Genomic DNA, 25289 nt, shown 5'->3' with positions numbered 1-25289 from the left:
TTTCGTGAAGAGTTTCGGGCGCCGGCAGGCGTACGAAAGTCCCCGAGGAAGGAACCCGCGGGCCACAGGCGATGGCTATGGAGATTTCGGATTTTTGCAGATGTCGGCGATGGCGCGACCGGTGTCGGGAAGCTCTGGGGTGAATGCGGACAGACCGCTTCGTTGCGCCTGCGTGCGGTGTTGTCGGGACGGTGGGCGGCTGGGAGCGGCTCTGTCGGAGACGAAAATCACCATGGACGTGCGTCGATCCGTTGCCGGAGGCAGAGTGCCTGCAGCCGAAGGCTGAACCATGCCATGCCGGGTCATGGCGTGCTGCTCCCGGTCGACGGGGAACCGTGTGGCGGTCCGCGCGGCTGCCTCCATCGTTCGAACACCTCGATCACGATCATGCGTCCGCCGCAGCAGGGGCAGGACGGATGGAAGTCAGCCGGCTCTTCCGAGGTGTCGGTCTCGGGCGGCGCAGCGACGTTCAGCAGTTCGCGGGCGCGTGCGATGCTGGCCTTGCGGGCGGAGCCGGCGAGCAGGCCATAGTGCCGGATGCGATGGAAGCCACGTGGCAAGACGTGGAGCAGGAAGCGGCGGATGAACTCGTCGGTCGTGAGCGTCATGAGCTGCTGCCGGTCGGCGCCAGGGCGACGATAGTCCTTGTAGCGGAAGGTGACGCCGCTCTCGTCGAGGCGGATGAGGCGGCTGTTCGAGATCGCGACCCGGTGGGTGTAGCGCGACAGGTAGGCGAGCACCGCTTCCGGGCCGGCGAAGGGCGGCTTGGCGTAGACCACCCAGCGCTTCTTCCGGACCGGCGACAGGTGGCGCAGGAATGCCCGCCGTTGCGCGAGATGAGCAATTGCGCCGAAGAAGGCGAGCCGGCCAGCGTCGTGCAGCGCGATCACCCGGGAGAGGAACAGGCGGCGGAACAGCTTGCCGAGCACGCGTACCGGCAGCAGGAAGGCCGGACGCGACGATATCCACCGGCTGCCGTCCGGCGCGATGCCGCCGCCCGGCACGATCATGTGGACATGCGGGTGGTGGGTCATCGCCGAGCCCCAGGTATGGAGCACTGCGGTGATGCCGATGCGCGCGCCGAGATGCTTCGGATCCGCCGCGATGGTCAGCATCGTCTCCGATGCCGCCTTGAACAGCAGGTCGTAGACCGCCGCCTTGTTGTGGAAGGCGATGGCGGCGACCTCGGCGGGCAGCGTGAACACGACATGGAAGTAGCCGACTGGCAGCAGGTCGGCTTCGCGCTCGGCGAGCCATGTCCGTGCGGCCGCGCCCTGGCACTTCGGGCAGTGCCGGTTGCGGCAGGAGTTGTAGGCGATCCGCCATTGGCCGCAGTCCTCGCAGGCCTCGACGTGACCGCCGAGGGCGGCGGTGCGGCAGTGCTCGATCGCCGACATGACCTTGAGCTGCTGCAGTGTCAGATGCCCTGCATGGGCGGCCCGGAAGGCGGGTCCGGCAGTGCGGAAGATGTCGGCAACCTCGATCGAGGCGCGCACGCTCAGCCGTCGGGCGAGATCTCTTCCGGCTTGAAGAGGCCAAGCTTGTCGAGCGGGCTCGTGACGGTGCGCACCGTGCGGGTTGCAACCTTGGTGTAGAAGGCGGTGCTATTTAGCTTGGCGTGCCCGAGCAGGACCTGGATGATCCGGATGTCGGTGCCGTCCTCCAGCAGGTGGGTGGCGAAGCTGTGGCGCAGCGTGTGCGGCCCGACCCGCTTGGCGATGTCGGCCGCCTGCGCTGCCTCGACGACCACGCGATAGAACTGGCGGGTGCTGATCGGCTTCATCGCATGCTGCCCCGGGAACAGCCAGCCGTCGCGATGCATCACCCCCTGCTGGCGTCCGACCTTCCACCACTGGCGCAGCAACAAGAGCAGGTCTTGCGACAGCATGGCGTTGCGATAGCGCCCGCCCTTGCCACGCTCGACGCGCAGCAGCATGCGCTCGCTGTCGACGTCGGCGACCTTCAGCATCGACACCTCGGCGACGCGCAGGCCGGCGCCATAGGCGACAGACAATGCGGCCTGGTGCTTGAGACAGGTGGTGGCGTTGAGCAGCCGGGCAACCTCGTCGCGGCTGAGGACCACCGGCAGCTTGCGCGGGTGCGCCAGACGAACGAGCTTGCGCGCCAGGTCGGGACGATCGGCCGTATGCGTGAAGAAGAAGCGCAGCGCCGACACGATGCTGTTCATCGTCGGCACGGGAACACCGTCGTCCTGTTGCTCGATCTGGAACCGGCGCAGGTCGTCGGTGGTCGCCGTGTCTGGTGAACGCCCGAGGAACGTCGCCAGGCGTCCGATGTCGCGGAGATAGTTGCGCTGCGTCTCCCCTGAGAAACGCCGCATGTTCATGTCGTCGATCAGCCGCTGACGAAGTGGACTGATAGGTGCATCAAGAACAGGATAGGGCATGGTCAGGCTCCTTGTTGAAGAAGCCCGTGATGCTCTGCCGCTGCCGAACCACCCTCAATGCGAGCGCGACGTCCAGCTCGTGATCTCTACCTCACCCCACGCGCCCATCCCGCGCAGCGGGTTCGTTCACCGGCCCGTTCTCGGTCACAGCCCAGCAGGTTTGCGCCATACAGTCGAAGGCATCGCGCACCACCTCCATAGGGGAGCCCGGCCCCGTGTGATGCTTAGCTTTTGACGTCGCGATCGAACAGCCTGATACCCAATCGACCTCGAGCGCCTTCACCTGATGGCTCACCGCGCCCTGCGTCAGGGACTGCTCTTCCGCCCATGGCGTTCCGCCGTCTCGAAGGGGGTACGGTTGGGACCCTGTTGGCGAAGCGCTCAGGGATGGCTGCGTATCTCCTGGGCGATCGCAGCAAGCTTCGCGCTTGTTGCCAAGGGCGGGCCTTGATTGCGGTCACCTCATGGTGGAGGAAGCGCCGACGACTCAGCGAAGGAACTGCTCCAGTTTCTCGCAAGGGCCGAAGCATAATCAACCGTTTCCCTTTAGCCTCGGTCCATCTACCTGGCTACAAATGTCTACGGAAAGCTGCGGCTTCAGTTTGCGCCAGCGTTGGGTGCCGGCTCCTCAGTGAAGATTGCGTCGGTTGTCCGTCCAATGGAGATCAACTCTTAGTATCCCCGGCGCGTCCTGTCGGGTCGACAGCCTCTGCCACGGCTTCTTTCTTGGCTCTTGGAAGCACGGTCATCAGGAGGATGAATGCAGAGAGGATGAGGCAGACCGCATTGGTGATAATGATGGGCCATTCGTCTTTCATCAGGCCGAAGGTCAGCCATAGCGCAAAACCCAAGACAGTCAGCACGTACATCGGCGCCGAGATACTGTTAGTGTCGCGCGTTCTGATGATTTTCCAGGCCTGCGGCGTAAAGCTGGTCATCGAACATATGGCTGCGAGATATCCGACGATCGTGACAATTTCCATCGAAAGTCCAATCTTAGGAACGTCCGGCTCAGAGCTTATTCGCCTGCGCGAGACTCGAAACGCGGACGACGCCGTGCTGGCTTGCCAACGTGGGCGTGGAATCCGTGCTCCGCGCTTGAGACACACCCGAAATCTGTTGGTCGCCCGTGTCGTATGTCGTGGTCTTCGATGACCGGGGACGTTTTAGGGGAAACACCGCGAAGCGCAGATCATTCTGAGATCCGTCAGATGAAGGATCACCAAGCTCCTGGAGCCACCATGACCCGGCGTGACGAGTGGCCCCGGAGCGATAGCTGACGGCGCGATCATCAGCCCGCTCCTGAGGGGGTGCTCGCAGGTGCCTCGACAGTTCACCCGCAATTGCATTGAGCTTTGCTTCAAGGCTGTCGTTGAACATGTCGCCGACCATGGTCATGCCGGAAGACCATTGCGACGTCCCGCCGAAGTCGGCATGGCTGAAGTGGGCCATGGTTCCGCCACCGCGGCGCAAGTCTTGAAAGACCGCCCTCACTGCCTCGTCGCAAACGCCGTGTTCGCGTGCAAGCCTGGCCGTTAAATCAGCGTCTTCCCGGGCGCTTGCCATCGAATGTTCACCTCAGTTTTGTCCCCGACAAAACTGCACGCGGCGGTCTTGGTTCCAGAGGGTGGGGTGGCCGCTCTCGAAAGGGGGCAATACTCCGGCGCAGTCTTTCCCAAAAGAGGAACTGGGCCGCTGTCACAAGGAACTTAAGGGTGAGGCCGGCATTGAGAGTGTTCTGAAGTCAGGTTCCTCCAACAGGAAATATTAGCATGGCCAAGACCGCTAGACAGTCGTCGGGCAAGCCCGCGACGATCCATGATCAAAAGCTGACGCGCGGTAACGGGGGGGAGCTTCACCAGGTCGCGGAAGGGGATGCCGATACCGACATCCTGACTACCGCGCAAGGCGGTCCCGTGGCTGATGACCAGAACACATTGAAGATCGGCGAGCGCGGACCGGCGCTCATCGAAGACTTCCATTTCCGGGAGAAAATCTTCCACTTCGACCACGAGCGAATTCCCGAGCGCGTCGTCCATGCGAGAGGCTATGGCGCCCACGGCTTTTTCGAGACCTACGAGTCGCTGGCCGCCTACACGCGCGCCGACATCTTTCAGCGCGCCGGAGAAAAGACGCCGGTTTTCGTGCGCTTCTCCACTGTCGCCGGATCGAAAGGTTCGTTCGATCTCGCGCGCGACGTTCGCGGGTTCGCGGTCAAATTCTATACGCAGGAGGGCAATTGGGATTTGGTCGGCAACAACATTCCGGTGTTCTTCATCCAAGACGCTATCAAGTTTCCGGATGTCATCCATTCCGTGAAGCCGGAGCCCGATCGCGCCTTTCCGCAGGCCCAGTCGGCCCATGACAGTTTCTGGGACTTCATAAGCCTCACGCCGGAATCGATGCACATGATCATGTGGGTCATGTCCGATCGTGCCATCCCGCGCTCCTTCCGGTTCATGCAGGGCTTTGGGGTCCACACCTTCAGGTTGGTCAATGCGAAGGACGAATCCACCTTCGTCAAATTTATCTGGAAGCCAAAGCTCGGCATGCAGTCGGTGGTTTGGAACGAAGCCGTCAAGATCAACGGCGCCGACCCGGATTTCCACCGGCGCGACCTGTGGAATGCGATCCAGTCCGGTGATTTCCCGGAATGGGAGCTCAACCTTCAGCTATTCGACCAGGAGTTTGCCGACAGTTTTGAGTTCGACGTTCTCGACCCGACCAAGATCATTCCGGAGGAAATCCTGCGTCCGATTCCGGTCGGTCGCCTAGTGCTCGACCGTATGCCCGATAATTTCTTCGCTGAGACCGAGCAGGTCGCGTTCATGACGCAGAACGTGCCGCCGGGCATTGACTTCTCCAACGACCCCCTACTACAGGGCCGCAACTTCTCCTATCTCGATACACAACTCAAGCGGCTGGGCAGTCCGAACTTCACGCACATTCCAATCAACGCGCCCAAATGCCCGTTCCATCATTTCCAGCAGGACGGCCACATGGCCATGCGCAACCCGGTTGGACGCGTGAACTACCAGCCGAACTCGTTTGGCGAAGGACCGCGCGAATCTCCCGAGCGCGGGTTCAGGTCGTTCGCCGACGCGGAACAAGGCCAGAAAGTCCGACTTCGTGCCGGGAGCTTCGCAGACCACTACAGCCAGGCGCGCCAGTTCTTCAACAGCCAGACCGCCCCGGAGCAGCGCCACATCGCCATGGCCCTGACCTTCGAGCTCAGCAAGGTCGAAACGGTGGCCATCCGCGAGCGCATGGTCGCGCATCTTCTCCACATCGATGAGGGACTCGCCGAAACCGTTGCCGATAAACTCGGCATGAAGGAACTACCCCAGCCGGCGGACGCCGCTGTTGCGCCCCGCGACGATCTCGAACCGTCGCCGGCGCTCAGCATCATCGACAACGGGCCGGAGAGTTTCGCCGGCCGCAAGGTCGGAGTGCTCGTCGGTCCCGGCGCCGATGCCTCGCTGCTGAAGAAGTTGCAGTCGGCGATTGAGAAAGAAGGCGCCGTCATGGAGATTGTCGCGCCAAAAGTCGGCGGCGTCGAAGCCGACGACGGAAGCTGGATAGCGGCGAAGCACATGATCGACGGCGGGCCTTCAGTCCTGTTCGACGCTGTTGCGCTCATCCTCTCTGAAGAGGGAGCTGAGCGCTTGACGGGTGAGGCTGCTGCGCGGGATTTCGTTGCCGACGCTTTCGCCCACTGCAAGTTCATCGCTTTCACTTCGGGGAGCATCCCGTTGTTGCAGAGGGCCGGTGTCGATCCGCAAGCCGACGAGGGCCTGATTGGGCTCGATGATCCGAAGGCTGTCGCCAAGTTCATCGGATCCTGCCGCAAGCTTCGGCTCTGGAGCCGCGAAATGGCGGTCAAGCTATAGCAGGCTCGACACATCCAAAAAGGAGTTCCGCAGTGCAAATTGTTCGAACTGATGTCTCGCGCGCGACCTCGCCAACCGGAGAGCCCATCCTGCGTGTTGTCTTTTATGGTGAAGGCGGAGACTGCGTCACGGTCGATATGGCGAGTGTCGAAGCTGGCAACGACGACGCGGCTCTCGATCGGGCGCGGGCTATCTTGGTGCAGACAGCCACTTTCGGCATTGCGGCCAAGGACTAGGACGCAGCGGCAACTTCGATGAGGTTGCCGTTACCGCGGCGAGCAATGGCAACGGCGATGTCTACATCATCGAGTGCCGTGACGGTGATGGCAGTTGGCAGGTTCCGCCGTCGAGAATGCCGAGCTACGAGGCCGCCCAGGAAGGGGCCATTCGTTGTGCGATCGAACTCCTTATGGATCTCGAGCCGGGTACGGACCTTTGACCGGCTGGCTCGTGCCCATTCGGGATGAAGGCGGCAACCTCCTTTACGCCATCGACGTGCAAGCTTTGGTTGTGACTGCGTTTAGCGGCGTGGCAGGCTTATGGATCTCATCTTCGTTTCCCCAAGCGAGTGCTTTGGATCGAAGCGAAGACTTCTGCCATCACGCCGCGCAAAAACTGGGTAGCGGCCGTGAAAACATGCTTTCGGCACACAGGCCTGACGATCGCTTTGCTAGGACTGTTCCTATTTAGCGCGTTGGGCATGAGCTGGTCGGGTCGTCCCAGCCTACAATGAAGAGCACGGCTCTGCAGCGATCGGCCTGCTGGCCTATCTCACCAGCGGAGATTTTCTTTCGGCGCTGTTCGACAACTGGGATCGAACGCCTGCAATGTCGGCCTACGTGATGCTCAGCGCGATACCGTTTCAACGCGGCTCGGCCGAATCTCGCGATCCTGACCGGCCCGACGATGAATTACGGGCTATCCATCCGAGGCGGAACCCGGTTGTGGTTTTATTCCTAGTCGCTGGGCATAGAGCTGGCCGTGCTGTTCGTCATCTCCTTCGCCCTGCACGGGTGGTCAAGCCTCGGCGTGGCGAACCAGGCGGCTGGCCACAGTGGGGAGGTCCAGCTACCTTATGGATGCCAACCTCTGGTTTGAATCTTTCCAACGACAGCAGTGCTGGTCCTCTCGTCGATTTTTCTACGGCACAAAGGCTCGCCGGAATCGAAGCCTGCTGGGCGCGGCAAACGCCAAGACGGGAGCGTAAGGCGTCGCCTCACCGGGGTACGCTAATCGTCCGAGATCAGCCGATAGTGAAAACAGTCCCGGGGTGGTCATTGAAGAATCGGCCTTCGCGAAGGCGTTTCGGAATGCGGTGTAGATCTCCACAGGAACACCCTCGTAGTCATAGCGCTTGCCGCTCGCAAGGAACCACACGGAGAAAACCTCGCTCTCGGGATCGTATTCGCTGTTGCGGATCGACCTCGAAGGCATGGAGTCGAACCCTAGACGAGCGCCATCGGCATGTAGCGGATGATAACCTTGTCCTGCCGAAATCTTCGTTCGAGTTCCGCGCGGCGGTCGTGCCAGTCCGCCAGATCGATTTCCTCCGTCATCACCTCGAAGATAATGATGTCGTCTCTTTCAGATTCCGCGCCTTGCCGCCACAGGCCCTCTGCAGGCGCCTGAAGATAAGCCGTAACGCCTTTAAATCGGCTCGCCAGTTCCTCCTTGATCCGATCGAAATCTTCCCGCGGAAAGGGCTGGCCGCCGTTGTCGGCTCGGGGAAGCAGGATCTGAATAAGATGCATACGGCCACTCGCTGAATGGCAGTCAACGCTTACGAAGTCGAGGCGTTCCTTTGTGCAAGAGGGAGGCTTCGCTCAGCTATTCACTGAGGGCAAGGGCGCTACGCCTACCGCATCAGGCGCGCCGCGCAGAGCATCCTCGATCTTCTTACAGCTCGAGCCTGCGCCTCCTTGCAAGTCATTTAAAGCAGGTTCCGCAGGCTTGGCCGGCGCCGGTTCCTTAGACGCTGCCCGAAGGTGAATGTTGACGGCGTCGTCTCAATCCCTGGCTTAGCTCACCTTGGCGAAGCGGACCTAACCCTCGCTCACCTTCTCGCATCTTCGGCATCGCCGAGACCCCAGAACCGGCTCTCCTGGGTTGAAGAGATACCTACGTCGAGCATGTAATGTCCAGCAGTGCCGAGGCCGTCCCCCATGGGGTACCGTGGCCCATGCCTGCAATCATATGTGTCTCGATCTTCACTTCTCCAGCTTCGTCAGGCCAGACCTGCGTGCTTCGTCCGCGCTCGCTCGTGGGAAGGGTCGGCGCCCTGTCGAGTTTTGTGCACGCCGCGCCACTGCGCGGCGATGGACTCCGCGTTAATTGGCGCCACGGTGTGATCGGCGGAGCTCTGCCGGATCGTAATCCTGGGCCACTGCCCGGAGGCATTCCGGACAAGCCGCTGCAAAACGGGAGCTGCCGCCATTCGAACCAGCCGAAGAATACCAGGTGCCCGCATGGTGGCATAAAAGCCGTCCGGAGGGAGCTGGCGGGCCAAGCGTTCGGCTCCCGCATTTACCGGTTCGGACGATCCTCTGCGATAACGTTGTAGAGCACACAGCACGCCAACAACGAGACGACGCCGCCTAAGAGATCACTGGCCGTCAAACCAGAAAAATAGACGAATTCAAACGCTGACACGGTCGGCCCTCTACCTTGCGAAATCCACCAAGATAGAACCGATAAAGAACTATGATGTTCCATGTGGCATTTCGGCACCAGACGCTTGCACCGGTCTTGCGAAGAGATCGCCGGTACTCTCCACCTAGGTCCTGATGGGGATCAGGACTAAACTTTGCGAGGCTAGAGGATTTGGGGTTTCTCGCTCGCGGATCTTACGTTCAACTGATGCGATGACGCCATACCGCGAGCGGGACCGCTACGGCGCGTTCGCCGTTCAGCTGCTCATCAGTGCCGCCTTTAGCCTCGCCATTGGCCTGGGAGTCTCTGTAGGCCGTGCGCTCGCCCGTTACGTCGGCCCGCCTTGCCGCGCTTAGTTTGGTATTCCAGATAACGTACCAAAGGGGGCATTTGCACTGTTTCTAATATAAGCCCATGATAAGCCCGCCGGGAGTATCTCCGGCATGACCCGGCTGCCGTAAGGTCCCTCCAAACACTCCGTGGCAGCCGGGTCGCCTCTTCGGAACGGCCAAGCCAGGTTCGAGTTTGGGGATAAGGTCGACAAGACCGTCCCGTGGCTCAAGCCGGAGACCTTTTTTCGCGCTAGAGCCTGGCGGCAAGCACTACGTGTGGACCGGAGACGAAGGGGGATTCATTGACGTTCAGGTCAGCGCCCCTGGTGGCATCACGTTCGCAAACCCGGCTGACGCTCCGAAGAAGAAGAAGTATGAATCGCGCAAAGTGGCCAGCACGTATTCGGGCGCCGGCGCCACCATTTCTCCGGGATGAACTCGAAGCCGGCCGCTGCCCGGCAGCTTTAGGCTACCGGGCCTTTTTTATAGATCTGGCCAAAATCTCGTCAGTAGTCGCTGCCTTGCACGACAACGCGGTGATGGTGGCGGTGATGACGGGAGGTTTTGACGACCACGGCGGTGGTGGAGTGGCGATAATGGCGTCTGCCGTGATCGTAGAAAGCGACCCTGCCGTGGTGGCGGTGATGGAGGCGGTGCCCATCTTTGATAACGATCGCGGTACCGTGGTGATGATGCCTGTGATGCGTCCCGACGACGACATCAGCTTCGGCAGCCGATGCAACAGCCGGAGCGGCGATGCAGAACGCCAGGGCGGCGAAGAGCATGGTTTTCATTGCGAAGATCCCTGTTTGGTTTAATTGCCCCTTCGCGCCGTTAACTTCCTGCCGGCGGACTTTGTTCCGGAGCCACCCCAGTGATTCAGGACATGGTGAATGTTTTGCAGTTTCGGCGACATTTCTGAGTCAGCCAGCGCTTTCGGTGCCCGTTTTATTGCGCGGTCATGGGGAGGGTGAGCGTCCGAGCTTGAACCCTCTCTAGGCACTGAACCGGGATGTCGGGCCAAGTCCCCCTGGCGCATTGCGTCTTTGTAACGCCCACAGCGGCCTCGCCTTGCACGCTGGCCGCTTGCGTGGCCGAAGATCCCAGAAGGAATGTTTGCGTTAGGAGCGCCGAGAAGGCGGCAACTTGAAGGAGCACGGCGGCAAAGGCAATTTTCTTGAGCATGCGAGAGAACGCTGTTGATGCCGGCCGGTTCCGTACGTGTCGGGTCGGTCAAACATTCAGCGAGAGGAACACATATTCCCCGCGCGGCGATTTCTTCATTCTGAGGCCCACCATGTCCAAAACCATTGCTGATGCGATTCGCAGCCGAGTGACGTTTTACATCACGTGCGGTCTTCCCATTTGCAATCATTCGCTCCAGATCGACCTGGAGGCGCTAGGCGCCCGCCTGGGGCTCGACCATGCGCCATGCATGGTGTTCCGCTGCGGTCAGTGCAAGGAGGTGGGGAGGGGCCCGCGGCCGGTATTCTTCACCTGCATCCCAGGCCCCGCCTCTCCGCCAGAGAGCGGGCCCACACGCAATTGGCAATTCAGGTCTGCGCGAGCCGCCCGGCCGAGCACCGCCGCGCACGACTATGCGCTCAGCGTCGTGCCGACGAATCCACCGCAAACCTTGTACCGCTTCGCTGTGTTTGGCGATTACGGCTACACCGACGTCTCCGGCGAGAAGGCCATTTCGGCGATGGTCCATGCCGGAACGTCGATTTCATTCTCACGGTCGGCCACAACGTGTACGCGCCGCAGCTGCTGGATGCTGCAGTCGGCCAGCGATACCAGACTACATCGGCAACTAGCAGGGCGCGTACGGGAGCGGCAGCAGCATCAAGCCGCTTCTTTTGCACCGGGAGTCGGCGAGACGGCCGCCGGACTTCCAGGCGGCGCCCTTGATATTGCCTGTGGTTGGTTTTGTACTCACCAAATCGCGTCCTGAGGCCAGAGCGGAGCTGCTCCTTGAAGTAAAAGGCGGCTTTCATGCGCGGCCATGCCGACGCGGACCGTTCGCTTTCGGCCCAAAATCCGGTCCTTTCATAGCATCGGTTGAACAGCAGGTTTGCGCCACAGCGGCCTCTTAAATCGGCGTTGGCCCGAATTGCTGCTTCCGGCCGGTACCGGATGCTCGGCCGCTAGGCGTTCGCGATTTGGAAGTACTACCATGGAGCGAGCGTCTTGAGGCGACGTAGGTCATCAGCGGCCTCGGCCAGGAGCCAGTCGCGGAATGTCGTGACTTTGGGCAGCATCGACGTCGCCTTGGGACAGACGATCCAGTAGGTCTTGGACAATCGCAGAGCCGTGCCGAACGGCCTGACAAGGCGCCCGTTGATGAGATCCCACGCCGCAAGGGTGGTGCGGGCGAGTGCAATGCCTTGGCCGTCGACAGCGGCGTCTATAACCATGCTGGCGCGGTTCAAGACCGGTCCGTGGGAAAGTTCGGCATCGACCACGCCAGCGGCCTTGAGCCATTGCGACCAGTCCTTTCGGTCATCAAGATGCAGCAACGGAAATTTCAGCACATCGGACGGCTCGCGCATCCGCTGGTGCAGTCTGGGACTGCAGACCGCGAACAGTTCCTCGGAGCACAGGTGGACAACGTCATGCCCCACCCAGTTCCCATCGCCATGCCGCACCGCAAGATCGACATCCTCTCTGGCGAAGTCGACGTGATGCATGGTTGCGGAAATCCTGAGATCGATGGCTGGATGCGTCTCCGCAAACCGGCCAAGGCGGTTGACCAACCATTTGGCGGCAAAGTCGGGCGACGTGCTGACCGTCAGCGCTCCGGCCCGTGATAGATGCTGGATGCGCTGCGTGCCGAGACTTATACGGTCAAAGGCATCGCGCACCACCTCCAGATAGGAGAGCCCGGCCCGTGTGATGCTCAGCTTTTGACGTTCGCGATCGAACAGCCTGATGCCCAATTCGAGCTCGAGCGCCTTCACCTGATGGCTCACCGCGCCCTGGGTCACGGACAGCTCTTCCGCAGCCCTGGTGAAGCTCTCATGGCGTGCCGCCGCCTCGAAGGCTTTGAGGGCATTTAGCGATGGCAACCGGCGAGCCAATTTCGCACCACGTCATGAGAAAAATTGGGGCTAGGACGAGAAACCATGCTTTGCACACGCCAGTAGATTGAGGCATTGCAGCGCCAGAGGTCAATATGGATGCGGCGAAAGGATGAGAAATGTTCAATCACCCGCTGACCGAAGCGCGGAGGCCCTTGTCGTCACTGCCGACATATGTCCGTCACATCGCCAACAATGTGACAGGAGCGATTGTGATGGTATCGCGCTGGATCCAACTCCACTGCCAACGCGAACAATTGGCCGAGCTCGAAGACCATCAGCTTGCAGACCTGGGTCTTACTCGTACTCAGGTTCGGAAAGAATGTGCAAAATGGCCTTGGCAGGGCTAACGCCAGAGGGCGATATGAGTGATGGCGGTCTCGGTCGACGCGTGGCCGTGGTGCCCATGATGGACGGGCGTATAATGCAATGTATCAGGCAGTTACGAGAGGTCGTGTGCGAAAAATCGCACACGAAAGTTCGCTTCTCTTCTTTTTCGTTCTCACGACGGAGCCGCCGACAGACCATTCTCCTCTCGACGATATTAACCGCTCCAATGCTGATGTTCACCGGATATCCGAGAACCGCATTGCCCGCTGCGGCGTCCAGTTGCTTGGGGTTCCTGGAAGCTTTTCGAACTTTCTGGGTTGCGCCTCAGCCCGGATTGCGTGTGCTTATGGGAGAATTTCTGTAGGGTCGGTCGTTTGCAAGCTCGCGCTCTGATCCAGCGCGTGCGGTTCGTTTTGCGCTCGTGTTTTGCCAGGAACAGAGGTCGTCCGTTGCTTAGCAGCGCGAGTGCGTCGCTTCTAAAGCGTGGGGAGACACGAAGCCAAGGTGTCCATCGTGGCTCGCCGCGGATCTTGTCGATGAGCCCCATGCCGGGGGGAAATTTGAATGAGCGAACTAACATATTGATTTTGCTGGTACGCCCAAGGGGCGTGACGGTTCGGGCCAGAACAATGACCAATCTGCAATCGTGGGAGTTTTCGAGCCAAGCGGTCCGTAGCAGCATCGCCGCGAAAAGTTGCAAACTTCCCCCGGGGCCGTCGGCTTTTCCACGCACCGTTGAGGTGCCGACCGCTGGGCTCCGGTGTTGGGCAAAAGCGTAAGAATTCCCATTTTTCGGTCGGCGCCGGTTGCCGCCCGCCGAAGTCACATTCCCAAGGTTTGGCCTGCATCCAGGCGAAGGAAAGCCGCCGAGGAATTGCTGCGCACTGCGTCCTGGAAAGCGTCGACGGCCGAGCCGTGCGTCACATCGACCAAGAGATCCGCGGCGCGCTCAACCTCGTCGGCGGCGCGGTCAATGCGCTCAAGGCGCTTAGCCAGCCTCTCATGCAGCATCGCAAGCCGAGCGGCTCGGTGGAGATCGGCGCGCTCTTCGTAGTTCGAGTCAAGTGGTTCGAACAGCATCGTCATGGTAGCGGCTCCTCAACGCACGCTTGTGGGTGGAGCGATTTTCAGCAGACGCCGACGGGCGGCTTTCGCGCGCGCTTGCCCGGCTCGTATGCGGCTGCAAAGGGCAAGGCTGATCGCAATCCCGTGATTGTCGTCGAGCATCCCCTTTGCCTGCTTGACGGAGAGCTCGGCTCGCTTGACGCGCTGCCTGGCCGCCGCCATTTCCAGAACTGTAAGGTCAACCATTTTTCGGCACCCTTTCGGTTTGCCATCCCTTCGCAGAATCAACAGGCGCCGGCAGCATTGGTTCCTGCGGCGCCGGCGCACAGGTGGGCGTCGTGAGTGGCTGAGCGTAAAGTCGGCCGGCCGCGGCGATCGCTGACACCAGATGAGCACTCGCCAAGCTGCGCGGCCGCGCATGTCGTGCCAGGCGCAAGCACGACAAGATCGCCGACACCATCGACGGCCTGTTGACGAATGGTGATCTGCCCGCATGGAACGGCGACGACCCGGCAAAGATCTTGGCGGCGCTGCTGCGGCGCATGCGCTTCGACCTGAAGTGAATTTCGGCGTGACGCTAAACCGTAACGCACAAATTCCCGCGCTACCTTCGAAGCACGAAGGCAACTAGTTCGAGCAGCACCTCAAACATGGCGGCAGGAAATCGACATCGCCGCACGCGTTGGCCTTGGCCAGTTCCACCGGTCGGTTCTGAATTCCTCGAAGCGCCTCCGGCTTCGACGAACGCTTCGCCGAGATTGAAGCCCGCGCGGCCAAGCTCGAGCGAGCCCTTCGAAATCGACGAATTGATCGAAGATGGCGGCAGAACAGTTGTTCGCCGGATCATCCGAAATGGCGAAGTCTCAGATCGACCCACTACGTCACCATCGCGCCGATCTTCCGCGGCGTGTTCGATCACACGCGCACATATCTTCCTGGCGACATGGTGAGCCGCGCCGGAAGCCTGTGGTGCTGCGACACCGAATGCAAGGGTCCCTCCGACGTCAACAATTCCTTGGCGGTGAAGCGCGGACGGGACGCCGCTAACCATAAATGAGACCCAAGGACTGGGGTTCAAGGCGCACCAGGCCGCGATCCGGGAGCGCGTGCTGCGCCGCGTGTTCGGCCAAAAAGTTGAGGCCAGGCTTGCGGAAGTCAACCGTGGGGCAGCCAAGCGCAGGGCACTGGACGAGAAAGGCAGTACCGATGAGCAATGACGCCGGCTACACCCAAGCCCTGGTCACGAGCTGCGTGCAGGCGCTGATCAATCACCTCGGTCGAGTACCCAACGAGCGAGAGCGCGATCTGCTCGCCACAGCCATCACCCGGCATCTCCATGAGCGCCGCCAGGCCGACGGACAAAGCGACAGCATCATGCTGCCATGAATGACCTCCGCGATGCTGCCCATACCGCAGCCGAAAAATACCCCGCGCATCTCATGGCCGATCCCGACACGGACGCGCAAGAGATCCCGGCCAAGCTTGAGGCCTTCGTAGAAACGGAGTTAATGCCGATCGCCGACAAGGCAGTCGAACTCGTCGAAGGGCATATCGCTCCACTAGGCGCCACGAAGCACTGACATGGCCGTCGCCGATCAGACAGGGGGCGGGCGGGTGACAATCGAAACCGCAAACGAGGGCTGTAACCGCTCGGTGCTTATCCAGGGATTTTTTTGCCGGGGCTGATTATTTCGGCGCAAATGACGTCGTGGTGGTCGGTGCCGTTCGCGAGAGCCCATTCGGATCTTCGGGCGTCGGATTGACCGTCAACGGCGCCGCCGCGACGGAATGGAGCGCACGTGAAGCAGTTTTGGCGTTCATCTCCGGCGGCCGGCTAAATTTCTTCGTCTGCCAGGCTGGCGCGCTGGTGACGGCCGATATCGTCTACACCGGCAGCGCCGGAGCTCAAGCCGCAAGCCTCATCGTCTGGACCCTTGGCAATGGTTTGAACGCTGCGCCGGTTGATGGGGTGACGTCGCTTCAAGCGCAAAGCGCCAGGAGATCACCGGCGCCGTCCCGGCGATCGGTGTTTGCGAGCCGACGATCACCAATTTCACACAAGAAGGGTCGGCATCGGACGCCGTGGTCGAGGATGTCGATTTCACCAGCCCGACAGGCAGCCATCGCATCGTCGCTTGTCACCTGGAAACGATGGAGCTTGGCCAGGGCGAACACCGTGCTGAGCGCCAGCGCTGCAGCAACAGGCGCGAATCTCTTCGCATGGGTGATCAGCGGCACGACGGCGACGCCGCTCAACGTGGTCTCGTCTGCTCAGGCGACAAGTGGATCGATTGCGCTCAATGACATCGAGACGAAAGTCGCAGGGGCAGCTATTGCTTTGGATATCTGCTCCCCGACGATCGCCGACTGGACAGAGAGTTGGTCGGGCAGTGAGACTGTCGTTGAAGAGGCCGACGTGAACAGTGCGACAGGCAACCACCGGATCCTGGCCTGTCACTTCGCCACGATATCAGCGTCAACGACACAGGATCTAACCCTGACGCTTTCGGCCTCCCAGGCTCACGTCGCTCGGTGCCATCAGCTTCGGGCCTTGAACCTGGGGTCAGATCACCCCAGGATGCAGCACCTGGCCGATGTCGACGGTTGGCAGCCTGGGCTCCGTGTGAACCGCGCTTTTGATCGCAACGCCGACGCCCGCAACGGTGGCAAGCGCGACAAAGGTGGCGAACGCCACGGCAAGGCGAGCGCTCTTTTGAGGCACCTTCACGGCGTGGGTCAGATCGTCGAAAACGGTTTCCATCAGCGAACGCTAAACGATCCCTTTCCAACAACCAGTTAACAGCGCCGTTCGGTATCCAATTGCTACCATGGCGGCCAATTGGGCAGTTGGCGCACCATCCACTCCTGCCAGCCATCCTTCAGCGCGACCAGGGCGGAGCATATTATCGCGATCGTCAACAGGACGTAGGCAAACACCTCTACCGGCATGTCCATCCAATGTGGTGGCCGGACGGGAGCCTGGGTCCATGTAGCCGATGATATTTCGCCAGCAAGACGCTGTGCTTTTCTGGCTCTTTTCCTATCGAGCAGTTGTTGCGCGAATTGCTGCCGTGTCTGCTCCGATGACGAGAGCGAGTTCTCCTGAAGCCAAGCTTTGAACTTTCCGGGGTGGACACGTACCCTAATTGCGGGAGAGCCCCGGCGACGTTGCTCAGCTTCGGACGCTCTGAATTTCTCCCACCACTCGTCCCAGGTCGGCGGCAGATCACCGGCTTCCGAAAGCTTTAGGATGAGAGCGTAATCACGGGGGTTGTAGACCGGCACGGCCGGCCATTGATCGGTGCCCGTCACCGCCGCGCTTTCCTCCAGCCGGCCGCTTGCGCCTCAGCCTCGCTGCAGAACCAGCGCTCGCCATACTGCGGGCTGATCTTCGTCTCCCAGTAATGCTCCTGGCCGGGAACGTGGTAGATGTGCTCTCCGGTGTTGATCGAGATGTTGCCTTTGATGATGCAGGTGAGGTTGCCGAGAAGCCCGAAGCCGGTTGACTGTTCGCTGACCGTCTCCACCTTATCGGCATTGGCGGCTCGCCAGTCCCAGGGCTGATCGAAGCGGCCCTGCCATAGGCCTCGCTTGGCCGCCTTAGCGGACGCCTGCTCGGTTGCGAAAGCCCCCTTCGAATAGCGGGGCCAGTCTAGAGCGAGGCCCTGTGCGACAAGCCACTTCTGGACGCTTTTGAGATCGGCTCGGTAGCAATCGCCGACAAGCCGGCCGTATCGGTCGCGATCCACGAAGCCGCAGTAGAGCGGTCTCGATGCAGCCAGGAATTCGTCTAGGGCCTGGGCAGCTTGTCGACCGCAAGGATATTCGAAGCCCTTGGCGTCATTGCAATACTGTTTGCTCTCCGGCGCATCGATGCCATTGAAGCGAATTCGCTGGCCAGCGATCTCGACAGTGTCACCATCGATGACCGCGGCGCGCCCGCCCAAAGGCGGAGGTAGAGGGTCGACCCAAGTTGATATTGCCGATGGCAACGATCCGCCATGGTTCATGACATATTGGGTGGCGAAGGCAGCGGCAGCAGCCACGGTGACCAAGACCAGCCGCATGGGCGTTCCGGACGTGCCTTTGGGCCACCTTTTAGCCTGATCGGCGCCTATATTAAGCTGGTCTTTGCCCAAAGCCCGTCTCCCGGGCAGAGAATGCTTCCATTGCGGGAGAGAGTCCAGACAGCATTAGTGAATGCTAAAGAGCAGCTGGAACCTTTGTTGCCGCAGCGTTCCGCACGCGGATAGCTCAGTTTCGTATACCTGTCGCGACGGCCCATGCCGTCTCCGAGTTCGGTTTTCGAACCTCCGTCTCGCTGAACCCCACACCTTGCAGAGCAGCTGTGATCTCGTCCGGCTCACGCGGGGTGAAGATATCTGCTGGCATGTTCATCCGGTCCATATGCGCCTTGGGAAGGAAGCCCAAAACGATTCGCCCGCCGGGCCTGAGAACTCGTGCCAACTCAGCAGATCCGGCTTTCAGGCTTTGCCAGAAGTATACTGTGTGGACGCTGAGGGCTTTGTCGAATGTCGCATCCGGCAAGGGCAGCTTTTCAACCGCGCCGACGTGAAACTCTGCTCGTCCGTCGCGCACCGCATCGGCAAACTGGCGAGCGGCAGCGCTCACCACATCGCGGGAGCGATCAACACCGCACACGAATGACGCGCCAGGGAGAAGGCGCTGCACTGCTGCGCCGCCGCCGAAACCGACTTCCAGCACTCGATCTTTCGGAACCAGCTGTAATTGATCGAGAGCGAAGTTGTTCAGCCGGGCGTTGCCCCGGTTCATACCAGCTCGGACGAGCCAGCCGGCAATACCAGCCGGCCAGGAAAGCTGCTTTGCTATGAACCTTGGCGCCATCTTATTCCCAACCCTGCCGATCATAGGGCGGTTCGCCGGCTGTGAGCAACCATTCTGTCGTTGAGCCGCTGGCTCCGACCGGCGGGCTTTTTGCGTTTCAGGAGCCTTTGACGACTTCGGGCTTCAGCCGCTCATGCCTCGGCTTCTCGTGCCACATCACCTGACGCAGATCGCGCATGTCGACCGGCTGTCCGCAGATCTTGCACTTATAGAAAAGGTCGCCCTCCTCGGAGGGCTCGTGCGGGTTGCCCTTAATGGGCGGTCCAAGGTCTGAAGGCTTCGTCATGCGGCCAGCAACATCCCGCCATGGCAAAAGTTCCGGACTGTTTTAGCTAAAGCTGATTGACTCACGGTACAGCAATCCCCGGGGGGCGACATGCCGCAATATCAGGTTGAGATCAGGGCCAGCGGATCGGTGGTGTCTTCGAGCATGCTCATGGCACAGCTTCCCTTCAAGGCGGCAGGGGCACACATGGGCCAGCCTTTCACATTATGGCGTCAGGAGGAAAACTGGGTGCGTGTCACGGAGACCAAGGGCGAAACCGAACCTTCCCTTTCGTTTGTCGGACGGCATGAGCGATTCTGTTGCGGTTCCTTGGTTGCAGGTTGGCGGCCCGCCCTCATGTCGGCTTGTCCACCAGCGGCGCCTTTCTGGTCGGCGGCTTGTAGGCATTCACCAGCCTGGCGACAGCGGCATCGACGGTCACGGGAATGCCCAGGTTGACCGTTACGCGGTTTTTGTCGAGTAGGTGCGTAACGTTGCCGATCGACTCGATGTGCTGCCCCTTCTGCACGTTTGTTGATGTGTCGATGACCGAATGCGGCTGCCCATAAGACGGGATGGAAACGCTCACCCGGTCCTCCGTCACCCCCCGCCGAACGGTCGCGGTGATGGCGACCTCATCGCCGATGTTGATGCGGGCCAACGGCGAGCTTAGGCGCCGGCCTTCACCTTCATCAGCTGCTCTCTGGCTTCAGCGACCCGTCTTTGCGCGTCTCGTACGGTGTCGCAGAGGGTGATGTCGATGCCCACGCCATATCGCTTGTTCAACATCCGTTCGACACGTGTGAGTTCGGATTCAGCTTGGTTTACACTCAGCCTGGCCTTGGCAAGCTCCATCTCGAAAATTTCAACCATTGTTTTGCGTCCGTTGCGGTCCCTTCCATTAGGAAATCGTCATATTCCGCTTTGGTTCCGGTGCCGGCGAGCGGGAACATTCCCGGGAAACAAATGTTAGTCCAGCCATGACCCAGGCTGAACCCTCAACCGATCCCTGATAGCATCCTTGTCGTCGCTGCACGCTTGCAGGCGGCGCTCGACAAGCGAGCGGCCGCGATATCGCAAGGCCTCCCTGCAAGATACAAGGAAGACGATTAACACTTGTAAGTGACCTCACGAGGCCGGCACACGACGGTTGGTGGCGTGTGTTGGAATCACCCATAATGTCGGACAAAGGGAATGGCGGTGGCCCGTTCGAGGCCACAATGGTCGCGATCATGGCATTAGCGGCACTCGGAATTGCCGTGATCTTCGGGACAGCAGCGTTCTGGCCTGGGTAGCGCAGTGTCAAGGCAAGCAGAGTCTTGTCGGCTCGGCGCCATGAAGCAAGAGGGTTGCCTGAAGGACGCCGAGCCTAACCGGCGAGATTAGCGGGGGGCCGCGTCGTCTCGCCGGCTAAGGGTTTATGCGCTCTTTAAGGCAGCTCGCACAAAGCATCCGAACGAACTAAGGGGTCAGCCGATCGGCGGTGACAGGCAATTTCGTTGCTGCATCACCGACCGCTGTTCTGGCGAGGTTCCTTAGAGGGGCTGACGTAGATGAATCTGCCTAATTGGGTTCCCTTTGATCCCAGCGCCCCCTGTATTCTAGCGGAACCTAATATGCGCCGGCTACTTATGGAAAATGAGCACACGCGGCGCCAATTTCCTCGACCGGTGGATGGCAGAGCATCTGCCTGATGCGGTGACCGACGACCCGGCCGCGATAAACGATCTAGTTGACCAGGTGATGGAAGCTGCGGACCGAGAGGGCGTCGCGGTAAGCGAGATCTATGAGGAAGTCGGCAGCGTCTTCGCAGTGATCGCGGAGGCGATGCAGCACCGCGATGGCAGTTTGCCCGAGGCTTGGCAATAAGTCGCGACTTAAGCATGATCTGCGGCATGCGCGATTGTGATCTGACCGAGCGGCCTGGCAAGGGATGGACGCCGTGGAAAGAGGGCGCCGTCGACCTTGATATCGACAAAACCTGGTGGGCGGCGCGGTGCCTGCAGATTGCGGCTTTGCTCTGGGGCGTGTCACGTATATTCCTCGAGGCGAACTGGCACTGCCTCTCGCGAATCTTATCGAGAGCCGGGTCTGGGCTACCCGAATACTCTTGAGAGCCGGGCACAGACCCTTTTGCTCAAACGGGAATATTTCCGGCAAGAGGTCGAATTGCTCAAGGCCAAGCTGGAGACTTGGTCGGCGTCTCACCGCGATCGACCTGGCGCTCGGTTTCGGTCGCCCAGCACCGTGCGTCGTCGCGGCGCAGGAAGGTCGCTGACGTAGCGATCTTTGCGACGGACTTGGACACGCCAGGAGCCGGACGAGAGTTTCGTGTAGGTGGCCGTTTTTTGTGTGCGCTCCGTGTGCACTGAGAGATCGAAACGTGGCGAAAAGGGTCGTATTCTGCGTAAATTGGTGTGCACTCGGCAGGTTCTGGTCGCGGCTATTCGCGTAGCGAGATTGCGAGGATCAGGAGCGTGTTCGACGGCAGGATTTCGATACCCGCCATGCCCGGCCCGCACCAGTCCACGGGAGGCGCCAGAGTGGCAAATGTGTCATCACGGGCTTCGCCAGCCCGCTCCGCCCCCAACAGGGCACAGTGGAGAACCTGTGAGCGTCGGGTTGTGTCGGGCCAAGAGCCTGCACCAGGCCGAGCTTGCAGGACGGTGCAAAGCGCTTTATAGAGCGCGCGGCCGATTGAGGGCGGCCACCCGTTTTCAAAGGTCGCCCCATGTCGGATAACGTCTCGCGTCTAACCGCCTTTCTCGCCGTTGTCCTAGCCCTCCTTTGTGCTGGTTTCCAGTTCCACAACGGCCACGCCATTCCCACGCTCTACTTCATGGTCGGTGCAATCCTGGTGACGGCGTTCACTCACCTGAACGTTCGCAGAGGACTGATTTAGCGGTCATGCGATAAGTTCGCGCCAGTTGCCTTTTTCAGTGGACGCTTTGAGCGTGATATCCAACGGGATCGGTGCGCTGGCTGGTAGGCGATGCAGGGATTGACCCTGCGACCACTGAATAAGAAGGTGGTCCTGGCTTTGTCCTGGCCCGTTGCAGCCGCGCGCAAGGCGCTGTTTCACTCGATCTTTGGCAACCGATGCCAAAGGTCCGTCTAAGCTAGGGCTTTTCTGCAAGGATCGCCGCGGCGGTTTGCTCGTCCGTGATCAAAACATCGACGACACCGAGACGCAGCACCGCGCGCAGCACCGGAACCTTGTCGAGGCCACCGGAGGGCAGGATGACGGTGTCGATGTCGCGCAGGCTTTCAGGAGCGAGGCCTATCACACGATGGTTGAGCGGGTGATCGACGAGCTGTCCATCGGCATCGATCCAGTGGCCGCAAATATCGCCGACGGCGCCTGCCTGGTGCAGCGATATGAGATCGTCCTCGCCTATCAGCCCGATCCGAAAAATGGTTGCGTCCTTATGCACCGCACCGACCGAGACGAAAGCGGCATCGACGTCGCGGGCATGTGTGAAGGCGTCTTCCAGAATCGACTGGCGCATCAGCAGATCGCGCGTGGCCTCGGTATCGGTGAACACCGGTGCGGCGATGTAGAAACATTCCGCCTCGTAGAGCGCAGCGAGCCGCGACGCCATCTCATAGATGTTGATCGCCGACCCGCGCGTCAGTCCGCCGAGCAAGGAAACGACGGACATCCCTTTGACCGGACGTACAGTCACCGACCGGAGGCTGAGTTGGAGCGTGCGACCCCATCCGACGCCCACCGAAATCCCGTCGCGGATCCTGAGCGACAGGGCTTGCCCGGCGGCGGCTGCGATGACTTGGGGTAGCAGAGCAGGATCGGGCGGTGTCGGAACCACGATCGGATCCGAGACGCCGTAGCTATGACGCAACCGGTTCTCCAACTCAATGCAGTTCGCCACCTTCGAATTGATGCGGATCTGAACTATCCCCCGCTCGCGGGCCTGCGCCAGCATTCGGTTGACGCGAAGGCGAGTTAGGCCAAGGGACTTGGCGATTTGGGCTTGCGTGAGGTCTCCGACATAAGCCAGCCAGGCGGCGCGGACGAGGAGCCCTTCCTCACGATCGGTCGAGACGGAGCTGGTTACGGCATGGCGGCCATCACGTTTTTTTCGGGGTGGTTTCTCCATCACAACATTCTGTCCACTGCGCGGGCTACGAACGGCTCGGCGGCGCCGTGTCCGAATCGATATGAAGCGTTGGTTGACTTTCTGGCATCGTCCTTAGCACCGGTGATAGCGGTCGAAGGACAAGCCCAGCGGGGCATCATGGCAAATCGCGTCGATGATGGCAGCCGTCAGCGGCAGGTGATCGCCCGGAAGTAAACCTTGCGCCATCATTTTCTCCAATGTTTGGCCAAGATCCAGCGCCAGTTGCGCGCCCTCGACCGTGTCCGAGCTCATATGTTCCCGCTTGGCTACGGAATAAGGCAAGCCGCGGCCAAGCAAGCGTCCCATGCGGCCATTGCGGCCGGCTTGGCAGGTCACATAAAGATCACCGGAGCCAGCCAGTCCCTGCACTGTTTCGATTCTTCCGCCCAGGGCTTCGACCAAAATGGCCATCTCGGCGAGCGATTGCGAAAAAAGGGACGAGGCAAGGTTGTGCATGAGGGCACCATTTGGCGCCTTGTGGTCGCGCTCCAGCAGTCCGATCGGAGCGCCAACCGCCAGCGTGTAGAAATTCTTGAAAGCGGCGCAGATCTCGACACCGACGAGATCGGACGACGGTCGCATGTGATAGAAGGGAGCTCGCAGAATGTGGGACGCCGCAGCAATCTGGTCCGGATCGTGCCCGGCCACAATCACTGAGGTATCACGCTGTGCCGCCAGCTCGCCGGCAATGCAGGGTCCGCCGACAGCCATCACTGGGATCGTCAAGGCGGTGCGCCGTTCAATCTCGCGAGCGAGCAGATGTGGCAGGATTTCAATGCCTGCGTCGCTCGCGGCGAGTCCTTTTGTGATCATCAGTATCGGCACTGGCGACTTGATGCTCTCAGCAATGCGGTCGATCGCCCAGGGAACGCCGGCCGACGAGACGCCGAGTACAAGCAGATCGGGTCCCTCCTTCATCGCTGCCCCGAAGGCAGTCCAGGAACAGGCGGTTACTGCGCCAGGTAGAGTAATGTTGAGGCGCGGATGATGACCTGTGCCCGCCACGGAGCCAATGATTTCCTCATCGAGATGGGTGCCAACGAGAGTGATGCGGTTACCCGCGTGAGCGGCCGGAAGGGTCATGGCAGAGCCCATGACGCCGGCGCCGAGGATAACGATCCGCGCCATTCAATTGCTCTCCTTGTCCAGTCTTTTGCCGCTGTCTTGATCGAACAGGTGGATTCGGTCAGGCGTCGGCTCCAGATGGATCACGGCTCCGGGAGAGAGTTCCATGCGATCATGCAGCACCGAGCAGATCGTGCTGTCGCCCATGCTTGCAAAGATATGAAGCTCGGGGCCGGTTGGCTCCACAACGTTGACCGTCGTCGGGATGCCGCTCCCGTTGGCCACCGGTCGAAGATGTTCGGGGCGAATACCATAGATCACCTTCTGCCCGGGCCGGACCGCAGCTTTCGGCGGCAGCGGGAGAGATAGCTTGTCTGTCCGCACCACCCAGGCATCGCGCTCGGGCGCCACCTCGCCATGGAACAAATTCATTGCAGGCGAGCCGATGAACGAGGCGACAAAGAGATTTGCGGGGTGATCGTAGACATCGAGCGGCCGCCCGATCTGCTCGACGTGGCCGTCTCGCATGATGACGATGACATCGGCCATGGTCATAGCCTCGATCTGGTCGTGCGTGACGTAGACGGTGGTGGTCTTCAACCGCTGATGGAGTTCTTTGATTTCCGTCCGCATCTGCACGCGCAGTTTGGCGTCGAGGTTGGACAGCGGCTCGTCAAACAGGAATACGGTTGGATCGCGCACGATGGCTCGGCCCATGGCAACGCGCTGCCGCTGGCCGCCCGAAAGCTGGCGGGGATACCGTTCGAGGTAGGGAGTGAGGTTGAGGATCGACGCCGCCCATCCCACCTTCTGATTGATTTCTTCCTTGGGGCGTTTCTTCAACTGCATGGAAAAGGCCATATTGTCGAAGACCGTCATGTGGGCGTAAAGCGCGTAATTCTGGAAGACCATCGCGATGTTGCGATCTTTGGGATGAAGAGTATTGACGACCTTGTCACCGATGGCGATCGCACCGGACGTGATTGGCTCAAGACCGGCTATCATGCGTAGCAGAGTGGACTTGCCGCACCCGGACGGCCCCAACAGCACGACGAACTGGCCATCTTCGATCGAAAGATCGAGCCCAGGGATCACCTCGACGGCGCCATACTCCCTCCTTATGTTGCTGATGGTGACAGAGGCCATAAATTGCGATCCCTTCGATTGCGCTTACCCTGTTGGCTTGGCCTTGCGACATACC

The 25289-nt window shown here is 60.7% G+C and carries 24 protein-coding genes and 1 pseudogene; 9 read left to right on the top strand and 16 right to left on the bottom strand.

Annotated elements, in window-relative coordinates; all coding sequences use genetic code 11:
* Nucleotides 1-302: 302 nt before the first annotated feature.
* From M653_RS0126835 to M653_RS0126820, 4 genes are all read right to left on the bottom strand, one after another.
* Nucleotides 303-1496 carry an IS91 family transposase gene (locus M653_RS0126835; protein WP_027146086.1) on the bottom strand — a complete coding sequence of 398 codons (1194 nt, stop codon included), beginning with the start codon at nt 1494-1496 and terminating at the stop codon, nt 303-305.
* Nucleotides 1497-1498: 2 nt separating this feature from the next.
* Nucleotides 1499-2407, bottom strand: a complete 909-nt coding sequence (locus M653_RS0126830) for a tyrosine-type recombinase/integrase (RefSeq protein WP_027146085.1) — start codon at nt 2405-2407, stop codon at nt 1499-1501.
* Nucleotides 2408-3072: 665 nt separating this feature from the next.
* Nucleotides 3073-3390 carry a SemiSWEET transporter gene (locus M653_RS0126825; RefSeq protein ID WP_027146084.1) on the bottom strand — a complete coding sequence of 106 codons (318 nt, stop codon included), beginning with the start codon at nt 3388-3390 and terminating at the stop codon, nt 3073-3075.
* 28 nt (nt 3391-3418) lie between these two features.
* Complete coding sequence (locus M653_RS0126820) at nt 3419-3973, bottom strand: hypothetical protein (RefSeq protein WP_027146083.1); 555 nt, start codon at nt 3971-3973, stop codon at nt 3419-3421.
* Nucleotides 3974-4179: 206 nt separating this feature from the next.
* Between M653_RS0126820 and M653_RS0126815 the strand changes: the two genes are divergently transcribed.
* Complete coding sequence (locus M653_RS0126815; RefSeq protein WP_027146082.1) at nt 4180-6297, top strand: catalase; 2118 nt, start codon at nt 4180-4182, stop codon at nt 6295-6297.
* A gap of 752 nt (nt 6298-7049) precedes the next feature.
* A pseudogene (locus M653_RS1000000138270) lies at nt 7050-7148 on the top strand (hypothetical protein); the annotation flags it as partial.
* A gap of 289 nt (nt 7149-7437) precedes the next feature.
* On the opposite strand, the gene M653_RS1000000134725 reads toward M653_RS1000000138270, so the two are convergent.
* Nucleotides 7438-7731 (bottom strand): KTSC domain-containing protein, encoded by a 294-nt coding sequence (locus tag M653_RS1000000134725; RefSeq protein ID WP_245262374.1) that lies wholly within the window; start codon nt 7729-7731, stop codon nt 7438-7440.
* 11 nt (nt 7732-7742) lie between these two features.
* Entirely contained in the window at nt 7743-8048 is a 306-nt protein-coding gene (locus M653_RS0126800; protein WP_027146081.1) for a hypothetical protein, read from the bottom strand.
* 1604 nt (nt 8049-9652) lie between these two features.
* On the opposite strand from M653_RS0126800, the gene M653_RS1000000137030 reads away from it, so the two are divergent.
* Complete coding sequence (locus M653_RS1000000137030) at nt 9653-10096, top strand: hypothetical protein (protein ID WP_156938290.1); 444 nt, start codon at nt 9653-9655, stop codon at nt 10094-10096.
* 1353 nt (nt 10097-11449) lie between these two features.
* On the opposite strand, the gene M653_RS0126775 is transcribed toward M653_RS1000000137030, so the two are convergent.
* Nucleotides 11450-12346, bottom strand: coding sequence for a transcriptional regulator GcvA (locus M653_RS0126775; protein WP_245262373.1), 897 nt, complete (start codon nt 12344-12346; stop codon nt 11450-11452).
* Between the two features lie 131 nt (nt 12347-12477).
* Between M653_RS0126775 and M653_RS1000000138265 the strand changes: the two genes are divergently transcribed.
* The 5 genes from M653_RS1000000138265 (at nt 12478) to M653_RS1000000137015 (ending at nt 16553) form a co-directional block, all read left to right on the top strand.
* Nucleotides 12478-12708 carry a DUF1127 domain-containing protein gene (locus tag M653_RS1000000138265; protein WP_084636905.1) on the top strand — a complete coding sequence of 77 codons (231 nt, stop codon included), beginning with the start codon at nt 12478-12480 and terminating at the stop codon, nt 12706-12708.
* A gap of 895 nt (nt 12709-13603) precedes the next feature.
* Complete coding sequence (locus M653_RS1000000137020) at nt 13604-14095, top strand: hypothetical protein (protein WP_156938289.1); 492 nt, start codon at nt 13604-13606, stop codon at nt 14093-14095.
* Nucleotides 14096-14959: 864 nt separating this feature from the next.
* Nucleotides 14960-15139: a hypothetical protein gene (locus M653_RS0126750; protein WP_027146074.1), complete on the top strand. Its 180-nt coding sequence runs from the start codon at nt 14960-14962 to the stop codon at nt 15137-15139.
* On the top strand, nt 15136-15333 hold the full coding sequence (locus tag M653_RS0126745) for a hypothetical protein (protein WP_027146073.1): 198 nt from the start codon (nt 15136-15138) through the stop codon (nt 15331-15333). Before M653_RS0126750 ends, M653_RS0126745 begins: the two co-directional genes overlap by 4 nt.
* 179 nt (nt 15334-15512) lie before the next feature.
* Entirely contained in the window at nt 15513-16553 is a 1041-nt protein-coding gene (locus tag M653_RS1000000137015; protein ID WP_156938288.1) for a hypothetical protein, read from the top strand.
* A 23-nt stretch (nt 16554-16576) separates the two neighbouring features.
* Here the strand turns inward: M653_RS1000000137015 and M653_RS1000000137010 are convergent, their stop codons facing one another.
* The 6 genes from M653_RS1000000137010 to M653_RS01000000133635 form a co-directional block, all read right to left on the bottom strand.
* Nucleotides 16577-17065, bottom strand: coding sequence for a hypothetical protein (locus M653_RS1000000137010; RefSeq protein WP_156938287.1), 489 nt, complete (start codon nt 17063-17065; stop codon nt 16577-16579).
* Nucleotides 17062-17820 carry a thermonuclease family protein gene (locus M653_RS0126720; protein WP_027146070.1) on the bottom strand — a complete coding sequence of 253 codons (759 nt, stop codon included), beginning with the start codon at nt 17818-17820 and terminating at the stop codon, nt 17062-17064. The genes M653_RS1000000137010 and M653_RS0126720 overlap by 4 nt, the downstream gene beginning before the upstream one ends.
* A gap of 187 nt (nt 17821-18007) precedes the next feature.
* Nucleotides 18008-18547 carry a class I SAM-dependent methyltransferase gene (locus tag M653_RS01000000133640; RefSeq protein WP_198028839.1) on the bottom strand — a complete coding sequence of 180 codons (540 nt, stop codon included), beginning with the start codon at nt 18545-18547 and terminating at the stop codon, nt 18008-18010.
* Nucleotides 18548-18716: 169 nt separating this feature from the next.
* A complete protein-coding gene (locus M653_RS0126710) occupies nt 18717-18905 on the bottom strand; it encodes a hypothetical protein (RefSeq protein WP_027146069.1) in 189 nt (62 codons plus the stop codon).
* Nucleotides 18906-19239: 334 nt separating this feature from the next.
* Nucleotides 19240-19545 (bottom strand): hypothetical protein, encoded by a 306-nt coding sequence (locus tag M653_RS0126705; protein ID WP_027146068.1) that lies wholly within the window; start codon nt 19543-19545, stop codon nt 19240-19242.
* Nucleotides 19546-19553: 8 nt separating this feature from the next.
* Nucleotides 19554-19757 (bottom strand): hypothetical protein, encoded by a 204-nt coding sequence (locus M653_RS01000000133635; protein ID WP_051442823.1) that lies wholly within the window; start codon nt 19755-19757, stop codon nt 19554-19556.
* A 765-nt stretch (nt 19758-20522) separates the two neighbouring features.
* On the opposite strand from M653_RS01000000133635, the gene M653_RS0126695 reads away from it, so the two are divergent.
* The gene (locus M653_RS0126695; RefSeq protein ID WP_027146067.1) at nt 20523-20753 is read left to right on the top strand and encodes a DUF768 domain-containing protein; all 231 of its coding nucleotides are present in this window, start codon (nt 20523-20525) and stop codon (nt 20751-20753) included.
* Between the two features lie 1250 nt (nt 20754-22003).
* Here the strand turns inward: M653_RS0126695 and M653_RS01000000133630 are convergent.
* The 3 genes from M653_RS01000000133630 to ugpC form a co-directional block, all read right to left on the bottom strand.
* A complete protein-coding gene (locus tag M653_RS01000000133630; RefSeq protein ID WP_084636903.1) occupies nt 22004-23002 on the bottom strand; it encodes a sugar-binding transcriptional regulator in 999 nt (332 codons plus the stop codon).
* Between the two features lie 93 nt (nt 23003-23095).
* Nucleotides 23096-24151, bottom strand: a complete 1056-nt coding sequence (locus tag M653_RS0126675) for a hypothetical protein (protein WP_027146065.1) — start codon at nt 24149-24151, stop codon at nt 23096-23098.
* Complete coding sequence (gene ugpC / locus M653_RS0126670; RefSeq protein WP_027146064.1) at nt 24152-25234, bottom strand: sn-glycerol-3-phosphate ABC transporter ATP-binding protein UgpC; 1083 nt, start codon at nt 25232-25234, stop codon at nt 24152-24154.
* Nucleotides 25235-25289 lie beyond the last annotated feature (55 nt).

The organism is Mesorhizobium sp. WSM3626, from assembly GCF_000513935.1.
GTDB lineage: Bacteria > Pseudomonadota > Alphaproteobacteria > Rhizobiales > Rhizobiaceae > Mesorhizobium > Mesorhizobium salmacidum.
Note: the sequence above shows the minus strand (reverse complement) of the source record. Positions and strands in the feature narration are given on the sequence as shown.

Bases quoted from the DNA above. Each gene is read 5' to 3' on its own strand.
- M653_RS0126830 (WP_027146085.1), bottom strand. From the start codon at position 2,407: ATGCCCTATCCTGTTCTTGATGCACCTATCAGTCCACTTCGTCAGCGG.
- M653_RS0126825 (WP_027146084.1), bottom strand. From the start codon at position 3,390: ATGGAAATTGTCACGATCGTCGGATATCTCGCAGCCATATGTTCGATG.
- M653_RS0126820 (WP_027146083.1), bottom strand. From the start codon at position 3,973: ATGGCAAGCGCCCGGGAAGACGCTGATTTAACGGCCAGGCTTGCACGC.
- M653_RS0126815 (WP_027146082.1), top strand. From the start codon at position 4,180: ATGGCCAAGACCGCTAGACAGTCGTCGGGCAAGCCCGCGACGATCCAT.
- M653_RS1000000134725 (WP_245262374.1), bottom strand. From the start codon at position 7,731: ATGCCTTCGAGGTCGATCCGCAACAGCGAATACGATCCCGAGAGCGAG.
- M653_RS0126800 (WP_027146081.1), bottom strand. From the start codon at position 8,048: ATGCATCTTATTCAGATCCTGCTTCCCCGAGCCGACAACGGCGGCCAG.
- M653_RS1000000137030 (WP_156938290.1), top strand. From the start codon at position 9,653: ATGAATCGCGCAAAGTGGCCAGCACGTATTCGGGCGCCGGCGCCACCA.
- M653_RS1000000138265 (WP_084636905.1), top strand. From the start codon at position 12,478: ATGTTCAATCACCCGCTGACCGAAGCGCGGAGGCCCTTGTCGTCACTG.
- M653_RS0126750 (WP_027146074.1), top strand. From the start codon at position 14,960: ATGAGCAATGACGCCGGCTACACCCAAGCCCTGGTCACGAGCTGCGTG.
- M653_RS0126745 (WP_027146073.1), top strand. From the start codon at position 15,136: ATGAATGACCTCCGCGATGCTGCCCATACCGCAGCCGAAAAATACCCC.
- M653_RS0126720 (WP_027146070.1), bottom strand. From the start codon at position 17,820: ATGCGGCTGGTCTTGGTCACCGTGGCTGCTGCCGCTGCCTTCGCCACC.
- M653_RS01000000133640 (WP_198028839.1), bottom strand. From the start codon at position 18,547: ATGAACCGGGGCAACGCCCGGCTGAACAACTTCGCTCTCGATCAATTA.
- M653_RS0126710 (WP_027146069.1), bottom strand. From the start codon at position 18,905: ATGACGAAGCCTTCAGACCTTGGACCGCCCATTAAGGGCAACCCGCAC.
- M653_RS01000000133635 (WP_051442823.1), bottom strand. From the start codon at position 19,757: ATGGTTGAAATTTTCGAGATGGAGCTTGCCAAGGCCAGGCTGAGTGTA.
- M653_RS0126695 (WP_027146067.1), top strand. From the start codon at position 20,523: ATGAGCACACGCGGCGCCAATTTCCTCGACCGGTGGATGGCAGAGCAT.
- M653_RS01000000133630 (WP_084636903.1), bottom strand. From the start codon at position 23,002: ATGGAGAAACCACCCCGAAAAAAACGTGATGGCCGCCATGCCGTAACC.
- M653_RS0126675 (WP_027146065.1), bottom strand. From the start codon at position 24,151: ATGGCGCGGATCGTTATCCTCGGCGCCGGCGTCATGGGCTCTGCCATG.
- ugpC (WP_027146064.1), bottom strand. From the start codon at position 25,234: ATGGCCTCTGTCACCATCAGCAACATAAGGAGGGAGTATGGCGCCGTC.